The organism is Mucilaginibacter sp. P4_D1 (genome assembly GCF_056401935.1).
Genome location: NZ_JBFUIJ010000021.1, coordinates 1 through 19,378 on the forward strand (window position 1 = coordinate 1; position 19,378 = coordinate 19,378).

At 43.9% G+C, this 19,378-nt stretch carries 10 protein-coding genes; 9 read left to right on the forward strand and 1 reads right to left on the reverse strand.

All coding sequences use genetic code 11. The annotated features are described in order from the left end of the window. The 9 genes from AC1DV1_RS17955 to AC1DV1_RS17995 form a co-directional block, all read left to right on the forward strand. Positions 1–314, forward strand: a 314-nt coding sequence (locus AC1DV1_RS17955) for a gliding motility-associated C-terminal domain-containing protein (protein ID WP_477361673.1), incomplete at its 5' end; no start/stop codon positions are given. 560 nt (positions 315–874) lie between these two features. After that, a complete protein-coding gene (locus AC1DV1_RS17960; RefSeq protein WP_477361675.1) occupies positions 875–7,273 on the forward strand; it encodes a cadherin-like beta sandwich domain-containing protein in 6,399 nt (2,132 codons plus the stop codon). A 1-nt stretch (position 7,274) separates the two neighbouring features. Next, positions 7,275–8,183, forward strand: coding sequence for a PorP/SprF family type IX secretion system membrane protein (locus AC1DV1_RS17965; protein ID WP_477361677.1), 909 nt, complete (start codon positions 7,275–7,277; stop codon positions 8,181–8,183). A 325-nt stretch (positions 8,184–8,508) separates the two neighbouring features. Then, on the forward strand, positions 8,509–9,783 hold the full coding sequence (locus AC1DV1_RS17970) for a TolC family protein (protein WP_477361679.1): 1,275 nt from the start codon (positions 8,509–8,511) through the stop codon (positions 9,781–9,783). A 22-nt stretch (positions 9,784–9,805) separates the two neighbouring features. Continuing rightward, entirely contained in the window at positions 9,806–10,906 is a 1,101-nt protein-coding gene (locus AC1DV1_RS17975; RefSeq protein WP_477361681.1) for an efflux RND transporter periplasmic adaptor subunit, read from the forward strand. 132 nt (positions 10,907–11,038) lie between these two features. Continuing rightward, complete coding sequence (locus tag AC1DV1_RS17980) at positions 11,039–14,179, forward strand: efflux RND transporter permease subunit (protein ID WP_477361683.1); 3,141 nt, start codon at positions 11,039–11,041, stop codon at positions 14,177–14,179. A 127-nt stretch (positions 14,180–14,306) separates the two neighbouring features. After that, positions 14,307–14,723 (forward strand): hypothetical protein, encoded by a 417-nt coding sequence (locus tag AC1DV1_RS17985; protein WP_477361685.1) that lies wholly within the window; start codon positions 14,307–14,309, stop codon positions 14,721–14,723. A gap of 129 nt (positions 14,724–14,852) precedes the next feature. Then, entirely contained in the window at positions 14,853–17,903 is a 3,051-nt protein-coding gene (locus AC1DV1_RS17990) for a GH92 family glycosyl hydrolase (RefSeq protein ID WP_477361687.1), read from the forward strand. An 80-nt stretch (positions 17,904–17,983) separates the two neighbouring features. Next, complete coding sequence (locus tag AC1DV1_RS17995) at positions 17,984–18,337, forward strand: magnetosome magnetite crystal formation protein family (RefSeq protein ID WP_477361689.1); 354 nt, start codon at positions 17,984–17,986, stop codon at positions 18,335–18,337. A gap of 31 nt (positions 18,338–18,368) precedes the next feature. Here AC1DV1_RS17995 and AC1DV1_RS18000 read toward each other — a convergent pair whose 3' ends face one another. Further along, positions 18,369–19,247 (reverse strand): polyphosphate kinase 2 family protein, encoded by an 879-nt coding sequence (locus tag AC1DV1_RS18000; protein ID WP_477361691.1) that lies wholly within the window; start codon positions 19,245–19,247, stop codon positions 18,369–18,371. Positions 19,248–19,378 lie beyond the last annotated feature (131 nt).

Below are 19,378 nucleotides of genomic sequence, written 5' to 3' on the forward strand. Positions count from 1 at the left end.
GGAGCCTTGCAGACAACACGCAAAATGATGGCATAACCGTTCACCAGGGTGTTTCGCCAAATGGCGATGGCATTGCCGATGTGTTTACCATTGATGGCATTACAGCTTATCCTGATAATAAATTAACCATTGTTGACCGCAGCGGCGCACCCGTATTTGAAGCAACGGGCTATGATAATACAAGTAAAGTATTTAACGGGCGATCAAATAAAACGGGCGCTATGCAGCATGCGGGTACTTATTATTACTTGCTGGAATACCACAATAAAGGCCAGCTGAAACGTAAAACCGGCTATTTAATCATTAAATATTAATATGAGGATAACCGGCTTTTTAAGAATTGCATTTTTTTTAATAGGATTTAGTTTACAGCTCAAAGCGGGCCGGGACTTTGCAAAAACACACATCAGTTACTAAAAACAGCGCTTTGTAGCATTCAGCAATCCCGCCGGAGCCATGGCATCAATTGGCCCGAAAACTATTTCAGTTATTCGTTATTTTATCGTACATTTTTAAATTTGAAAATTACTGCCTGATTCAAAACATTTTAAGTATTTTCGATTAAAATATTAACTATTTCTAAATAAGGCATATCAAACAGTTAAAACACCATGTTATTTTACGGCTGCTTTGGGATTATATCTTTTTAGGAACAGGGCATATCTGACCTTAGTCACTTTATAAAAAAAATTGAATCAAGCACCAGGAACCAAAAGTCAAAAAAAGCACAGGTAAAAGTTAACCAATCCAGGCCATAGGCTACGCCTACCGGTGTAAATGGGCATGGTTTTATTTTTTATCCCCGACTCCCGGTTTATATATAGTGGTAGAGGTATTAATTGCTACTAAAATTTCCTGTTTTTAAACCGACATTATGAAAAAAAACCTACATCTTTCAATTCCACTATTCCTTTATAGATTACTGAATTACAGGGCATTATATATAGTTTTTTTTACAACTCTCCTGTCGGTTAAATTATTTGCGCAGGTGCCTGTGATCAGTTACAGCGGGCCCCAGGTTTACCGGCCAGGTGTGGCAATTACCCCGCTGAGTCCTACAAGCAGCCAGGTTGCCGCCCCGGCTTATAGCAGCAGCGCAACTACCGTTGGATCAGGGTATGCTAACCCGGTAGGTATAGCCGTAGATGCTGCGGGCAATGTGTATGTGGCCGATGCCGGCAACAATACTGTTAAACCCACTATATATAAAATACCGGCCGACGGCGGCCCACAGGTTGTGTTTTCCTCCAGTTTTAATCAGCTATTCGCCATAGCAATAGACGGTGCAAATAACTTTTACGTGTCGTCAAGCAATTTATGGAAAATACCCGGGGGCAGCGGCACCCCTGTTAATTTAGGTAGTTTTAGTCAGCCGCAGGGTATAGCGGTAGACGCAGCGGGTAATGTATATGTGGCCGATACCGGAACTGGTTATATAAAGAAAATACCTTCAGGTGGGGGAAGTACTATAGTTTTGGGAATGGGGTTTAGTTCGCCAACCGGCATAGCTGTTGACAATAATGGCAATGTATATGTTGCAGAGAAATCAAGAAATGTAATACAGGAAATACCAGCCGGAGGCGGTAGTCCGGTTTTTATCGGAAGCGGTAATCGTCCAGCCGGCCTGGTAGTGGATGCTTCAGGCAACTTGTATTTTGTTGATTCCGGCACCGAAAGGATAAAAGAGATATCCGCGGGTACTGGCGTTGTAACAACTATCGGAATTACGTCAAGCCCTACCGCAATAGCAACCGACGCCTCAGGAAATCTATATGCAACCGGATCAGGCGCTTCTCCGTATATAGTTGAAAAAATAAAGCCTGTGGGGGGATACTATATAGCCCCTTTTTTGCCAGCCGGTTTAAACTTTAATGCCTCCACAGGCATTATCAGCGGTACGCCCGTTTCTACATCGCCTGCAACAAACTATATTGCCACGGCCTACAATAGCTCCGGCAGCAGTTCGGCAACGTTGAATTTAACAATTAGTTCAACACCAATAGTAACATTAAGTGCAGTAACCGGGAATATTTTTGCATTTGCCGGCACGGCGTCTGTCAGTCCACAAATTAAACAGTTTACAGTTTCGGGGTTTAATTTAACCGGAGACATTATTGCTACGGCGCCGGCAAATGTCGAAGTGTCCCTTGCTGCTGGCAGTGGTTACAGCAGCAGCATAACTATAACCCAATCAGGGGGTGTAACAGGAAACACCACAGTATATGTTCGATCTGCCGCATCTGCGCCCGTTGGTTCTATTTCAGGAAATATAACACTTACTTCAACCGGGTTTACCCAAAATGTGGCGGTAACAGGTACAGTAAGTGCGGCGCTGCCCATTGTGGCCAGCACTGTTACCGGCAATATTTCTGCATGCCAGGGTACCGCTTCGGCAAGCCCGAACCTGCAACAGTTTACAGTTGCAGGCACCGGTTTAACAGGTAATATAATAGCAACTGCCCCAACAGGCTTCGAGTTATCACTTGCCTCCGGCACCGGTTATGGCGGCAATGTAACGCTTACACAGTCAGGCGGCGTGGTAAATAATACCGTGATATATGTGCGGTCGGCGGCTACTGCACCTGCCGGTACCATATCAGGCAACGTCGTGCTGAGTTCAACAGGAGCCACAAGCCGGAATGTGGCGATAACAGGCAGAATAAATGCATTGCCGGTGGCCGACCCAATCACCAATCAAACCCTCGTAAATGGCGATACTACCACAACCATTAACTTTACAGGTACCGGCAATACCTTTACCTGGGTAAATGATACTCCGGGCATTGGTTTGGCAGCAAGCGGCACCGGCAAAATCGCTTCATTTACTGCTGTTAATAAAACTGCCAGCCCGGTAACTGCAACAATTACTGTAAGCCCGGCATCTACGGGAATGGTATATGCTGCAAATCAAGATTACGATAATGTTTCGGTGGTCAATATTGCAACTAATAAAACTGTAGCTACAATACCTGTAGGTACAACACCCCAGGGCGTTACGTTAAGCCATGACGGTACCAGGGTGTACACGGCCAATTATTATTCAAATAACATCTCGGTTATTAATACCGTAACTAACACCGTGATGGCTACGATCAGGGTTGGCATAACTCCGAGAGCCATGGTATTAAGCCCGGATGACAGCCGGTTGTATGTAGCAAATGAACACTCCAACACTCTATCCGTGATCAATACCGCAACCAATACGATAGCAGCTACTATAACGGTTGGTGAAACTCCGTTTTTTTTAGCGGTTAGTCCTGATGGCAGCAGGGTTTATGTAGAGAATGGCTCGTCAAAAAACATCTCGGTGGTCAATACAGCCACAAATACGGTAATAACTACAATCAATCTGGGAGTTTTCGTTAATACTACATCTTTAAGCCCTGATGGCGGTCGTTTGTACCTGGGAACCAGTGTTAATAGTGTTTTGGTTGTCAATACCTCAACCAACACGGTTGTGGCTACCATACCTGCATCAGATCCGATCTATTTTGCAATTAGTCCTGATGGGAGTCGTTGCTACATAATAAATGGCTCAGGTGCTGTATCGGTCGTCAATGCAGTAACTAATACAGTAATAGCTACTATTACTGTAGGATCGCAGCCCCGTGTTCTGTGTATATCGCCTGATGGCAGTAAGGTTTATGTGGCTAATACAAATTCTAATAATGTTTCCGTGATCGATGCCACGTCAAATACGGTGGTGTCTACTATCCCGACAGGCAAATCACCTACGGATATATCGCCAAGCGCCGATGGCAACCAGGTGTTTGTATTAAACAATAATAATGTTGTCTCTGTGATCAATGTATTATCAAACACTGTAGTATCCAATCTCTCTGTAGGCAAATTCCCCTCATCCTTTGCCACAAGCGAAACAGGCTGTAGTGGCGCAGCGGCTACCTTTACTATTACCGTAAACCCAACACCGCCTGCCATTCATGGCGGTACAGCAGCAGGCACTATTTCTGCTTGTTTAGGCAGTGCTTCATTAAACACGCAACGGTTTATGGTTACCGGCAATGGTTTAACAGGCAATATTACAGCTACAGCCCCAGCAGGTTTTGAGGTATCACTTGCCTACAGCAGCGGATTTGCCAGCGCTGTAACCATTACACAAGTAGCGGGCAAGGTAAATAGCACCCTAATTTATGTACGCTCGGCGGCAACAGCGCCGGTTGGCAGCATATCAGGTAGCGTAACGCTAACTTCACCAGGCATAACCAGCCAAAATGTAGCGGTAACCGGAACAATAAATACATTGCCAACAGTAAACACCATACCCAACCAAACAATTACAAACGGCGGTAGTACCGCAGCTATTAACTTTACAGGCACAGGCAATACTTTTACCTGGGTTAATGATACGCCCGGCGCAGGCCTTGCAGCAAGCGGTATTGGGAATATAACATCTTTTACGGGCGTAAATACAGGCAGCAGCCCCGTTACAGCTACCATTACCGTTACACCGGTTTCGGCAGGCTTTGCATATATAGCAAATTTTAACTCCAATAATGTCTCGGTAATCAACACGGTTACTGATGCAGTGATTGCTACAATACCTGTGGGACACGGGCCGCTAGCCGTAGGCAGATCGGCCGACGGCAGCCGCGTGTATGTGGCAAATCAAACGGACAATACCGTGTCGGTTATCAATACTATAACTAATACTGTGATAACAACCATTCCAGTAGAGCTATACCCGCAAGGTGTAACGGTAAGTCCGGACGGCAGTAAAGTATATGTAGCAAATGCTTTCTCAAATTCAGTCTCGGTGATCAATACCGTAACAAATACGGTAACAGCTACTATTGAGGTAGGTTCATTTCCCCACGGCATTTCTATAAGCCCCGATGGCAGCACGGTATACGTATCGAATTCACTGGGGGCTAGCGTATCGGTCGTTTACACCCCCAATAGAACATTTTATACTATTCCGGTAGGCAGTAATCCTAATAGTATTTCAACGAGTACAGATGGCAGCAAGGTTTATGTAGCAAATTATGATTCAAACAGTGTCTCGGTGATCAATACCGCAGCTGATACTGTTGCAGCTACAATAACGGTTGGTTTATCTCCTGTCGGCGTTTCTGTAAGCCCCGATGGCAGCAAGGTATATGTGTCAAATTTTGTTTCAAAAACCGTCTCGGTTATAAATACTACGACTAATACCGTTATCGCGACAATTACTGTTGGTTCCGATGTCGGTAGTTTATCGGTGAATTCAGATGGCAGCAAGGTTTATGTAGCAAATTATTATTCAAACACTGTCTCGGTTATTAATACTATAACAAATGCCGTAATAACCGCCATACCTGTAGGTCAGGGACCAGCATCATCAGGAAATTTTATTACCTATGGAACAGGCTGTGCAGGCGCACCTATCACCTTCACCATCACCGTAAACCCATCCAATAATCCTTCGCTAAGTTCATTAACCATGAACCCGGGTTCTCCGCTGATCCTGGCAAGTTCGGCAGTTGGTACAGTAAATTATACCACCGGGGTCGACGCAACAACCAGTAGCGTAACGCTTACCCCAACAGCAACATATCCAAGTGGCACTATTACAATAAACGGTGTACCGGTAACCAACGGTACAGCATCGGCTCCCATACCGCTTAATAGCGGCCCCACTTTAATAACTACCGTGGTAACTGCGCCGGATGGCATTGCTACAAAAACCTATACCGTAACGGTAAACAAAACGGGGTCAAACAGCGGCGCGTTAAGCACGTTGATCCTGAGCCCGGCTTCTCCGCTGCTGCTGACAAGCGCCACCGTAAGCAATGTGAATTATAAAACGTCTGTAGATCCCTCCATAAACACCGTTACCTTTACACCAACAGTAGTTGAAGCTGGTGCAACAATAACCGTAAACGGGGTGGCCGTAAGCAGCGGCTCCGCCTCGGGTCCGATAACCCTGAACACCGGCCCTACCACAATAACTGTACTGGTAACTGCCCCAGATGGAACTACTATCAAAACTTATGCTGTAACGGTAATCAAGGCATCAAATAATGCCACCTTAAGCTCCTTGATCATGAACCCGCCCGGAGCAATGTTTCCGGCATTTGGCCCTGATGATGTGAATTACACAACCGCCGTAGATCCCGCCGTCAGCAGCATAACAATTAAACCTACCACACAGGATGCAAATGCCACGGTAACCGTAAATGGCGTACCGGTTAGCAGCGGTTCCGCATCGGGAGTAATAACGCTTAACAGCGGCCCTACTTTAATTACCACAGTGGTAACCGCGCAGGATGGTATCACCACCAAAACCTATAATGTAACGGTAAACAGGACAGGATCAAACAATGGCACATTAAGCTCATTGCTCATGAACTGGGGGTCAACCCTGTTTCTTACCAGCTCAAATACCACTACCGTAAATTACACTACCTCTGTTAATCCAACTGTGAGCAGTGTAATGTTTACGCCCACGGCGCAGCAACCGGGTGCAACCATAACGGTAAATGGCGTTGCGGTAAACAGCGGTTCCACTTCTGGTGCGATAACGCTTAACAGCGGGCCTACGATTGTAACTACCGTGGTAACAGCGCCGGATGGCGTAACCACCAAAACCTACTATGTTACAGTAAACAAAGTGGGTTCAAATAATGCCCGGTTAGACGCATTGGTACTAAATCCTCATTCAGCACTGGCTTTGGTAAGCGCAACGCCAACTAATGTGGAGTATACAACAGTAGTACCTGATACGGTTGGCACAGTTACCCTAACCGCCATAACAACCGATCCCAATGCCACCTTCACCATAAATGGCACTAACGCTTCGCCKGCTACAATAACGCTGAAYGTGGGCGATAACCTGGTAACAACCGTGGTTACTGCCCAGGATGGCATAACCACTAAAACCTACAACATCACCATAACCAGGCCGGCYGCCCTGGTTGGAGTTGTAAATAAACATAGCCTAAGCCTGCCTGCTGTTGTARGGAGCCTTGCAGACAACACGCAAAATGATGGCATAACCGTTCACCAGGGTGTTTCGCCAAATGGCGATGGCATTGCCGATGTGTTTACCATTGATGGCATTACAGCTTATCCTGATAATAAATTAACCATTGTTGACCGCAGCGGCGCACCTGTATTTGAAGCAACGGGCTATGATAATACAAGTAAGGTATTTAACGGGCGATCAAATAAAACAGGCGCTATGCAGCATGCGGGTACTTATTATTACTTGCTGGAATACCGCAATAAAGGCCAGTTGAAACGTAAAACCGGCTATTTAATCATTAAATATTAATATGAGGATAACCGGCTTTTTAAGCATTGCATTTTTTTTGATAGGATTTAGTTTACAGCTCAAAGCCCAAAACGGCCAGTTTAGTTATACTCAATATGCCGAAAACCTGACGCCGCTTAATCCGGCCTACTCGTTGCTTGATAAGGCGGGCTCGGTAACGTTGCTGGCACGCAAGCAATGGGTAGGCATAAACGGCGCGCCATCAACCTTAATTTTTAACGGCAATTTGCCCATAGAAAGCGTAAACGGAGCAGCCGGCCTTAATGTAATGAACGACAATTTTGCTGTAGAGCATCAGTTTGAAATTAATGCCTATTTTGCCAAAGCCATTCAACTGGAAACAAACAGTTATTTGGGTGTATCGTTAAATGCCGGCCTGCGGAATTACACGGCTAATTATTCTGAACTCGACTCAGGCGATCCGTCTTTCAAGGACGATGTACGTGAAACTAAGCCTAATTTGGGTTTCGGGGTTATTTATTATACCGACTGGTATTATGTTGGATTTTCGCTTCCGGAACTTACGTTAACCAGCCTTGGTACCGCTTCCGTACAAAACATCAATAATTTCAGAAATCATTACTATTTTTCGGCGGGGTGTATAACCAACCTGTCTGATGAATTTAGCTTTAAGCCGGCTGCTTTGGTATCCTATGCAAAAGGAGTTCCGATGGTAGGCGATATATCGGGAACGTTTTATATCAAAAACCAGCTTGGTATTGGTGTAAATTATCGTACCAACAATCAGGCTGCAGGTATCCTATTGATAAACATAGAATCTGTCCGTTTAGGGTACAGTTATCAATTCGGAACATCTTCGGCAAACCTGGGTGGTTTCAACAATGCAACTCATGAAGTTTCTTTGAGTTTTCGTTTCGGCAAAGGCGCATCGGTTTCTAAACTGTTATAAAACGAGTGTTTTTTTACATCACATCGCTCCTATTACAGCATATTTTTGGCAAATGAATTTTTGTTGTAAAAACTTGCATTTTCTTTTAAATTTTCGGTGTATTTATTAAGCATTAGTATTACTTTTTGTGTAAAATGTCCCGCTTTTTAACATCATTTTGGCATCCAACGGCTCCGTGTCCGCATTTTCCAATCTGAACGGATACTCTCGCAAAAGCGACCACCTTATCCCTAATATCCGCATATATAATTTTCACCCGGCCATCCTCTTCATAGAAAATTCATAACCGTTATGAATTTTTGCACCGTTGAATTGAAAGAGGACTATGTGTAAAATAAAAACCCTGCTATTTTTATTAATTGTATTTTTTTGCTGTAATACAAACCGGGCCACCGCCCAAACCGACACACTCAAAATTAACTTCCAGGATGCCGAAAAACAGTTTTTGGAAAACAACCTGGCCTTACTGGCACAGAAGTATAATATTGAGGCATCAAAAGCGCTGATACAGCAGGCCAAACTTTGGGATAACCCCGTACTAAGCACCGACCAAAACATCTGGGACGGCGGCAGCAAAAAATTCTTTTACCATGGCAATAACAGCGGCCAGGTATTTGTGCAGCTAAGCCAGGTATTTGCTACCGCCGGCAAACGCGGCAAACAGGTAAAAGTGGCCGAAGACGATGCCAAAGTTCAGGAAGCAGCCTTTGCCGACCTGATGCGCAACCTACGCTACAATCTTCAGCTGGATTTCAGCCAGTTAGCTACACTAAACGCCCAGGAAAAAGTTTACCAGAATGAGATCAACTCGGCCCAGAACCTGGTAGCGGCTATCCAAAAATCATTTGATGCCGGCAATACCTCCATGAAAGATCTGATCCGCCTTAAAGCATTACTTTTTGGCCTGCAGAATGATATGGTAGAAAATCACCGCCAGGTAAATGATTTACAAACCGAACTAAAAACCTTGCTACAAACCAAGGAAACAGCTTTTGTGTATCCTGTACTAAACGACAAACCTGCTGAAACCGTAACCCTCGATATCCCAGGATTGATTGAGCAGGCTAAAACAAACAGGCCCGATTACTTATCAAACCAATATCAGTTAAGCTCGGCCACACATAACCTGGCATATCAAAAAGCTTTGGCCGTACCCGATGTTACCATCGGTGCTGCTTATGACCAAAACAGCAGTTATGCCCGCAATTACTATGGCTTGCAAATTGGCTTACCCCTGCCCTTTTTTAACCGCAACCAGGGCAATATTAAGTCGGCGAAATACAATATTCAAAGCCAGGAAGTAACGGTGAAACAGAATGAACTTCAGCTTAAAAACGATGTGGTAGCGGCTGTAAATCAGTACAAATTAAACCAGCAACTTTTCTCGACCCAGCAACTGGAGTTTAATGAGCAATACGATAAACTGTTTAACAGCATGCTCAAAAGCTTCCAGCAACGGCAAATCAGCCTGATTGAATTTGTCGATTTTTTTGATACCTATAAGGATACCAAGCTAAAAATACTGCAACAGCAATACAACCTGCAAAAGGCCATTGCCGACCTGAACTTTGCTACCGGTACTACCATAATTAAATCGTAAAACACCTTATAAAACATATATAATGATGAAAAGAGAAACGCTGTTATCCGGCATCTCCACTTTACTATTGCTTGCCGCCTGCAAGGGCAAGCCGCAACCCGTAGCCGAAAATAAGCAGGTTTGCGTAAGCGATTCGATGGCAAAAATTATAACCATTGATACTGCTAAAACTACTGCAATAAAAAATGAACTTACCCTATCGGGCGAGGTTTCAAATGACGAAAATAACGTTGTCAAAGTTTTCCCTTTTTCAAGCGGGCAAATACTGGATGTTAAAGTTTCGCTTGGTGATAAAGTAACCAAAGGTCAAACCCTGGCTATTATGCGCAGCGCAGATGTTGCCGGTAACTATACCGACTTAACAGCCACAAAATCAGACCTGGCTATATCAAAACGCCAGTTGGAGCAAGCCGAGTACCTGTACAAAAACGGTATCTCCAGCGAGCGTGATTACACCGAAGCCAAAGAAAACTATAACAAAGCCGAAGCAGCTAACCATAAAATTCAGCAGCAAATAGCCATTAATGGTGGTGGTAATACCAACCCGGGCGGCACGCTGATTATCAGGGCACCCGAAACCGGTTATGTAGTCGAAAAAAATGTTACCACCGGCAGCTTCATCCGCCAGGATAACAATGGCAGCATGTTCACGATATCCAACATGAAGGATGTCTGGATTTGGGCTAACGTTTTTGAATCCGACATCAGTAAGGTTAAAACAGGGTACAGTGCAAAAGTAACAACGTTGGCCTATCCAGGTAAGGTTTTCGAAGGTAAAATCGATGCGGTGAGCTCGGTGCTCGACCCTGATAACAAGGTAATGAAGATAAAAGTGGTATTACCCAATACCGATATGCTGCTGAAACCCGAAATGTTTACCAACGTAGTAATTACCAATAATGATGCGGCAACATCGGTATCAGTCCCTGCAAAAGCGGTGATTTTCGATAGCAGCAAAAATTTCGTGGTGGTTTATAACAGCAAATGCGATTTAAAAGTACGCGAGGTAAGCGTTATAAAAACCGTGGATGACATCACCTATATAGCATCGGGCCTAAACGCCGGCGACAAAGTGATCTCCAAAAACGGGTTGCTTTTATATGATGCATTAGCGGGAGATTGATTTTAAGAAGTATCAAGTAGTTAGTATCAAGTATCAAGACCGGAACCAGCCAGTTAATTGTTACCTGATACCAACCACCTGATACCACCGCAGAATCTTGCTACTTGATACTAACTACTTGATACTTTAAAGATGAATAAATTCATTAAAAATATAATTTACTTTTCACTCAGGCACCGCTACTTTGTGTTTTTTATGACACTGGTTTTGGTTGTGCTTGGTGTGTGGAGCTACCTGAACACGCCCATCGAGACGTTTCCTGATGTAACTAATACCCAAATCATTATTATTGCCCAGTGGCCGGGCCGTAGCGCCGAGGAAGTTGAAAAGATGATCACCATCCCGATGGAGACCGTTTTAAACTCGGTGCAAAAAAAGGCTAACCTGCGTACTACCTCGGCTTTCGGCTTATCGTACGTGCGCATCATTTTTGATGATGATGTGGATGACGCTTTTGCCCGCCAGCAGGTACTAAGCCGCCTGGGCAATGCCGATTTGCCCGATGGCGTAAAACCCGAGGTTGAGCCACCATACGGTCCTACCGGCGAGATTTATCGTTACACGCTTAAAAGCCGTACCAAATCAATCCACGAGCTTACTGCCATTCAGGATTGGGTGCTCGATCGTCAATTTAAATCTGTGCCCGGCGTTGCTGATGTAAACAGCTTTGGCGGCGAGGAAAAAACTTACGAAGTTTCGGTTAACCCTGCCCTATTGCAAAAGTACGGACTTACTTCGCTGGATGTTTATACCGCCATAAACCGAAGCAACATAAATGTGGGCGGTGATGTGATTGAAAAAAACGACCAGGCCTATGTAGTGCGCGGTATCGGGGTTATCAATAATATTGACGAAATCCAGAATATCATCATTAAAAATGTAAACAACGTACCCATATTGGCAAAAGATATTGCCGATGTAAAAGAGGCCGGCCTACCCCGTTTAGGGCAGGTGAGCCGCGACAAGCAGAAAGACGTGCTTGAAGGTATCATTGTAATGCGCAAAGGCGAGAATCCGGCCGAGGTATTAAATCGTATCCGCGACAAGGTGAAAGACCTAAACGAAAACATCCTACCCAAAGATGTAAAGATTGATACATTTTACGACCGTACCAACCTGATGGATTTTTGTACCGAAACAGTTATTCATAACCTGTGCGAGGGCATTATACTGGTAACGGTCATCGTCTTCCTGTTCATGGCCGACTGGCGTACAACCCTTACCGTTGCTATTATCATCCCGCTATCCTTGCTGTTTGCCTTTGTATGTATGCGCATAAAAGGAATGAGCGCCAACCTGCTATCAATGGGCGCTGTGGATTTTGGTATTATTATAGATGGCGCGGTTGTAATGGTTGAGGGGATTTTTGTCGCCCTTGATCATAAGGCTAAAGAAGTAGGCATGCAAAAGTTTAACGGCCTTGCCAAGCTGGGTTTGTTTAAAAATGTAGGGGCAGAAATGGGTAAAGCCATCTTCTTCTCCAAGCTGATTATCATCACCTGTTTAATACCGATTTTTGCATTTCAGAAGGTTGAGGGTAAAATGTTCTCGCCTTTGGCCTATACATTGGGCTTTGCTTTACTTGGGGCATTAATATTCACGCTTACCCTGGTACCTGCCCTATCCAGCATCCTGTTACAGAAAAACGTAAAGGAAAAACACAACCCCGTAGTTATCTTTTTCGAGAACGGCATACGCCGGATGTTCAACTTCACCTATAAAAATCAAAAATTGAGTTTGATAGTTGCGGTTGCATTTATGGCAATTACATTCTTCTCTGCCAGGTTTTTGGGATCAGAGTTTTTACCTGATTTAAATGAAGGAGCGCTTTGGGTAGAGGCTGAATTGCCGATGAGTGTTTCATTAAATGAGGCCGAAAGCATCAATCAAAAAATGATGCAGATATTGGACAAATTTCCCGAAGTAAAACAGACGCTTGCCCAGGTTGGCCGAACCAATGACGGTACCGACCCGAAGGGCTTTTTTGACGTACAGATCCAGGTCGATCTTAAAAAGAAGGATGAATGGCCAAGCGGCATTACCGGGGACGAGCTTATTGCCCAAATGGATAAGCAACTAAGCAAAATCCCGGGTGCGGTGTTCAATTATTCGCAGCCTATCCGCGATAACGTAGAGGAAGCGGTTGCAGGCGTTAACGCCGCGCTGGCTGTAAAAATATTCGGCCCCGATTTTCAAACGCTTGATAAAAAAGCCGATAGTGTACTGCGAATTTTAAAAACAGTACAGGGCGTTGAAGACCTTGGCGTGTTGCGCAATTTGGGGCAGCCCGAGTTCAGGATTGAACTTGATCAACGTAAAATGGCGCTTTATGGCGTATCTACCGCCGATGCCAACTCAGTTATTGAAATGGCTATAGGAGGTAAAGCCGCAACCGAATTATACGAGGGCGAACGCAGGTTTGATATCAGAATAAGGTATCAGCAACAATACCGCAATACCCAGGATAAAATAGAAAACCTGATGGTGCCTACCCTTAACGGTTCCAAAATTTCAATAAAAGAAATTGCCACCATCAAAACTATTACCGGGCCGGCCTTTATTTACAGGGATAATAACACCCGGTATATTGCCGTAAAATTCTCGGTACGCGGCCGCGATTTGGGCAGCACCATAGCCGAGGCACAAAGCAAAGTGCACTCGAAAGTAACGTTTGAGCATGGTTACACTGATGTTTGGGCAGGTGAGTTTGAAAACCAGATCCGTGCATCAAATACATTGGCCCACGTAGTGCCTATTTGCTTACTGGTAATATTCCTCATCTTGTTTATTACATTTGGCAATGCCAAGGATGCCACGTTGGTTATCATGAATGTACCATTCGCCTTAATCGGCGGGATACTGGCTTTGCATATAACAGGCACAAACTTTAGTATCTCTGCGGGTATAGGGTTTATCGCCTTATTTGGCGTGTGTATCCAAAACGGTGTAATCCTGGTATCTGTATTTAAAAAGAACCTGGAAGAGCATATTCCGTTGGATAAAGCAATTTTAGACGGCGTAATCAGCCGGGTAAGACCCGTAGTGATGACCGCACTGATGGCCGCCATAGGACTAATGCCTGCAGCTGTATCAACAGGTATCGGGTCCGAAACGCAGAAACCCCTGGCTATTGTAGTAATTGGTGGCCTGGTAACTTCCACTATTTTAACGTTATTGATATTACCAATCATATATGCTATCGTTCACCGGCTGGTTCACCGCCGCGAAAACCGTAAGCTTTTGAAAAAGATGGGCGTTGTACGCAACGCATAATACCCCTTGCTAAACTAAACGCCCGGCTAATAAACCGGGCGTTTTTTTGTTTCGCGCATTTTTGCCATTGCATCATGCCGGATAAATACCTATTTTCGACGAATTTTATCACAAGCCTTATTCATTTATGAAAATATTCTTTCCCCTATTGTGTATTGCTGTACTGGCAAGCTCTTGCTCCACTTATTACATGACCCCGGCCAGTTTAGCAAGCCAACTTGACAAGGTTAACCCGGAAAAGATAACCGAAGCCTATGACTTCAGGCTTGGCATTGCAGGCGTATTACTAAAAAACGGCAAAAACTTTTACAACGGAATTGATTCTATTGAAGTAACCGATAAGGATGGCAAGCCATTTAAAATGCAGGTTACAAATCATACAAGCCTCAAGCTAACAGATAATACAGGGAATTATACTACCGTATTTTTCGATTCGATGTTTAAAAAAGACAGTATGATTTTTGCGAGTAAATCCCATTTTTTTAWTTTGCCTGTTCAACGCAGCATCAATAGCCTCAAAAAAATTGAGACTCAAATAAATTGATTTCTCATTGATACAAGATTTTTCGGCCTTCTGGGTAACTACATCGGCTATGTATTATATTTATTGCCATCGTACATTGTAATATTTAAGTTTTATTTTGCGTGATATAATAAAACTGTATTTAATTGTATGTTCGCTATCCGATTTATACCTCGCCGTTTATTTGTAATCATTTTATCATTAGCCTTCGTTGTACCAGCATCGGCACAAAAAAGAAAAGACAAAGATTACGCCCAATTGGTTAACCCCTTTATTGGTACCGGGGGGCATGGGCACACTTACCCCGGCGCGGTAATGCCTTTTGGCATGGTGCAACTAAGCCCTGATACGCGTTTGGAAGGCTGGGACGGCTGCTCGGGCTATCATTATACCGATACAGTGGTTTATGGCTTTTCGCACACCCATTTAAGCGGCACTGGCATTCCGGATTATTGCGATGTGTTGTTTATGCCTACAACCGGCGAGCCACAGTTTAAAAACACCGAATACCGTTCTGGTTTTAAAAAGAAAAATGAGGTAGCCACCCCTGGTTATTATAAAACTTTGCTGGATAAATACAATATCGGGGTGGAATTAACGGCCACCACCCGTGTGGGCGTACATCGTTATAATTACCCTGCTGCCGAAAAAGCCAACATTATTATAGACCTGCAACACCGCGACGAGGTGTTGGATTCATGGATTGAAGTGGTAAATGACCACGAAATTCGCGGGTACCGCAAATCAAAATCCTGGGCCAATAACCAGCAGGTTTATTTTTATGCTAAATTCTCTAAACCATTTAAAACTTACGGGATAGCCAGCAACAACGAGTTACAGGAAGGAAAAAACAAAGCGCAGGGTAAGAACATTAAAATGTACCTGCAGTTTAACAATCCCGGAGAGGTGATTGCCAAAGTGGGCATTTCGGCTGTAAGCACCGAAGGTGCCTTGAAAAACCTGGGCGCAGAAGTACCCGATTTCGATTTTAAAAAGGTCCAGAAAGCAGCCAAAGCGACCTGGAATACCGAGTTGAATAAAATTCAGGTTGAAGGCGGCGGCCCATCCTCGTCGCAACAATCGACACTTAGTGATGAAGGGACTGTTAGCAGTCCTTATGGCCCGGCCCCCGCCGGTAAAAAGGCGAAACCCATTGACTATGCCGGTATAAAACAAACCATATTTTACACGGCTTTATACCACAGCATGCTGGCACCCAACATTTATAGCGACGTTGACGGCCAATACCGGGGCATAGATCAGCAGGTACATACCGCCCAAGGCTTTAACTATTATACCGTTTTTTCGTTATGGGATACTTACCGGGCCGAAAACCCTTTGCTTACACTGATAGATAGAAAACGCACTCTTGATTTCATCAAATCATTCCTGGCGATGTATGACCAGGGTGGATTACTGCCTATATGGCCACTGGCCAGTACCGAAACCTATTGCATGATAGGTAACCACTCCATCCCGGTTATCGTGGATGCTTATGCTAAAGGTATCCGGGATTTTGATGCAGCAAAAGCATTTACCGCAATGAAAGCCGCGGTGAACCGCAACCAGTTTGGACTGGATATTTACCGCAAAAACGGAGCTGTATTATCCGACCAGGAAGATGCTTCGGTATCAAAAACCCTGGAGTATGCTTATGACGATTGGTGTATAGCCCAAATGGCTAAAATGCTGAACCATGCTAACGACCACGCCGAATACATTCAACGTGCTCAGTATTGGAAAAACGTTTACAATAACCAGAATGGTTTTATGCAGGCCCGCAGCAATGGTGGCTGGCTTACTCCCTTCGACCCTACCGAGATAAACGGTAACTACACGGAAGGCAATTCCTGGCAATACTCATTCATGGTGCCCCAGGATGTAGAAACCCTGATGGCAAAAATGGGTGGCAAAGAGGCTTTCGAAGCCAAACTGGATGAATTGTTTACTACCGAATCAAAGTTAAAGGGCAGTGATATACCGGATGTGGCCGGCCTTATTGGCCAATATGCCCACGGAAACGAGCCAAGTCATCACATGGCTTACCTGTACAACTTTACCGCATCGCCCGAGAAAACGCAATTTTATATAGACAGGATTCTGCGTGAAGAGTACAGCAATAAACCCGATGGGCTTGCGGGAAATGAAGATTGCGGGCAAATGTCGGCCTGGTATGTCATGAGTTCGCTGGGTATTTACAATATTGCTCCCGGGCAGCAGACTTTCCAGGTTGGGGTGCCACAGTTTGATAAAGCGGTTATTAATTTAGAGAACGGCAAACAATTCACTATAATAAATTCCGGGGCAAGCATAGGCAAAGGCAATATTTATTTGCAGGGCATGAGCCTGGCCAAGAAAACCTATAACAAGCTATACCTCAATTTTGACGATATGGCCAATGGCGGCGAGTTTGAAGTGTTTGCCGGCAAACTGGCCAACAAACTTTTTGTACAGGATTTGGAACGCCCAACTTCAAAAATCAACGACAGCTTGATTGTGGCTAATCCTTACATTATAGCACTCGCCAAATCATTCAAAGAACCTATCAGCATACAAATAAAAAGTGGCGACCCAGGTGCGGGGATTTATTACACATTAGATGGATTAACCCCTACAGTAAACTCAACACTTTACAGCAAGCCAATTGCTATTACCGGGAATACAACCGTTAAGGCGATAGCAATTATTAAGGGTAAAAGCAGCTTTGTTGACGAGGCTAACTTTATTAAACTACGATCAGACATCAAACTAACGCTCGTCAATAAATACCTGCCTAACTATGCAGATAAAGGCGACGAATCGCTTATAAATGGCATCCGCGGCACAGCAAACTGGCATGTGGGCAACTGGCAGGGCTACCAGGGCAAAGATTTGGAAGCCATTATTGATATGGGTGCCATAAAACCTGTAAAACAAGTTAGTATTGGCACATTACAAGATAGCAATGCATGGATAGTTTTCCCTAAAAACGTTCAATATTGGGTATCTGACGATGGCAGGAATTATAAGTTGGTAGCCACGGTGAATACTAAAGTAGATATTAAAGATACGAATTCGCAAACCCAGGAATTTACTGCGCCGCTAAATTTAAACACCCGCTATATTAAAATCATAGCCAAACAATACGGCGCACTGCCCGAATGGCATGAAAGTAAAGGCTGCCAATCGTACATTTTTGCCGATGAAATAACGGTGGAATAATTTGTGATCAAACTAAACTTTTGATCACAAATATGGTTAGCTTTAATAATTAATTGGCATCTAAAATCATCTTCTTTACTATGAGCAACTATTCGTCAAGCGATGATGGCAAATTAGCCGGCATCATCAGTTATTTTACCATTATAGGGTGGCTTATTGCTTATTTTGCCCTATATCAAAAAAACAAAACCTACCAGGCAAGCTACCAAATGAGGCAAACACTGTTATTCCACATCGTGTCGATGATTGTGTCGTATGCCGCCGGTGCTATACTTTTTTCGGTAGGTTTATCATTTGGTGCGGCAATACTTTGGGTAATACGGGTTGCGCTTTTTATTATCTGGCTGATTGGCTTGCTTGGCGCGCTGCAGGGTGAAAGAAAACCAATGCCGCTAATTGGCGAACCTGCACAAAATATATTTTCGGGTATTTAACAAAATTCGATTAAGCAATTGGAGAGGATGCCTATTCCTTTTCCAATTGCTTTTTGGATTCATCCAATTTATCCTTCTCTTCTTTTTCAAGCACCGGGTATTTCAGCTTTAATCCTTTTAGGGTATCAAGAATAACAGTAGAAATGGCTATCCGTGTAAACCATTTTTTATCAGCAGGAATTACATACCAGGGGCAATCACCGGTAGCGGTTTCCTTTATTGCCTTTTCATAGGCATCCATATAGTCCCCCCATTTTTCCCGCTCTTGAATATCGGCAGCCGAAAATTTCCAGTTCTTTTTGGGGTTATCAATCCGTTTTAAAAAACGCAGCTTTTGCTCCCGCTTAGATACGTTCAGATAAAATTTTATAATAACGGTACCGTTATCCGTAAGGTGTTTTTCAAATGCCCGGATACTTTCGTAACGTTTATCCCAAAACTTCCCATCAACATCTTTTACATCATTAATCCCCGGCAAATGTTCTTTTAGCAACAAATCTGGATGTACCTTGGTTACCAATACATTTTCATAATGCGACCTGTTGTGGATACCTATCCGCCCCCTTTCGGGTAACGACCGGTAATGCCGCCACAGAAAGTCGTGTTCATAATCTTCGGGACTGGGTTGTTTAAAACTATAAACCTGGCAGCCCTGCGGGTTTAGGCCAGATAATGTATGTTCAATAGCGCTATCTTTCCCGGCGGCATCCATCGCCTGGAAAATAATGAGCAGGGCGTATTTATTGGCTGCATAAAGTTCTGTCTGCAGGTCAAATGTTTCGCCTATCAGGTCTTTTAACGTCTTTCGGGCCTCGATTTTTTTAAATCCGTCGGAATATGCCGGATCGAAGTCCCCCAGCTTAAATCCTTTGCCATTTTCGACTTTAAACTTTTTGACGATATTACTCATGATAAAAAATTTGTTTTACACGTTGTTAACATGAAATTTAGGTATTAAAATTGCGTTGATAATAAAAGTTTATTTTAGCTAATGTACAGCGCCGCTATTCAAACCTAAATATAAGTTCCCGTTTAAGGTAA

What these genes read in the sequence shown, in the direction of transcription:
- AC1DV1_RS17970 (WP_477361679.1), top strand. Translation starts at nt 8,509, where the DNA reads ATGTGTAAAATAAAAACCCTGCTATTTTTATTAATTGTATTTTTTTGC.
- AC1DV1_RS17995 (WP_477361689.1), top strand. Translation starts at nt 17,984, where the DNA reads ATGAGCAACTATTCGTCAAGCGATGATGGCAAATTAGCCGGCATCATC.
- AC1DV1_RS17975 (WP_477361681.1), top strand. Translation starts at nt 9,806, where the DNA reads ATGATGAAAAGAGAAACGCTGTTATCCGGCATCTCCACTTTACTATTG.
- AC1DV1_RS17980 (WP_477361683.1), top strand. Translation starts at nt 11,039, where the DNA reads ATGAATAAATTCATTAAAAATATAATTTACTTTTCACTCAGGCACCGC.
- AC1DV1_RS17965 (WP_477361677.1), top strand. Translation starts at nt 7,275, where the DNA reads ATGAGGATAACCGGCTTTTTAAGCATTGCATTTTTTTTGATAGGATTT.
- AC1DV1_RS17990 (WP_477361687.1), top strand. Translation starts at nt 14,853, where the DNA reads ATGTTCGCTATCCGATTTATACCTCGCCGTTTATTTGTAATCATTTTA.
- AC1DV1_RS18000 (WP_477361691.1), bottom strand. Translation starts at nt 19,247, where the DNA reads ATGAGTAATATCGTCAAAAAGTTTAAAGTCGAAAATGGCAAAGGATTT.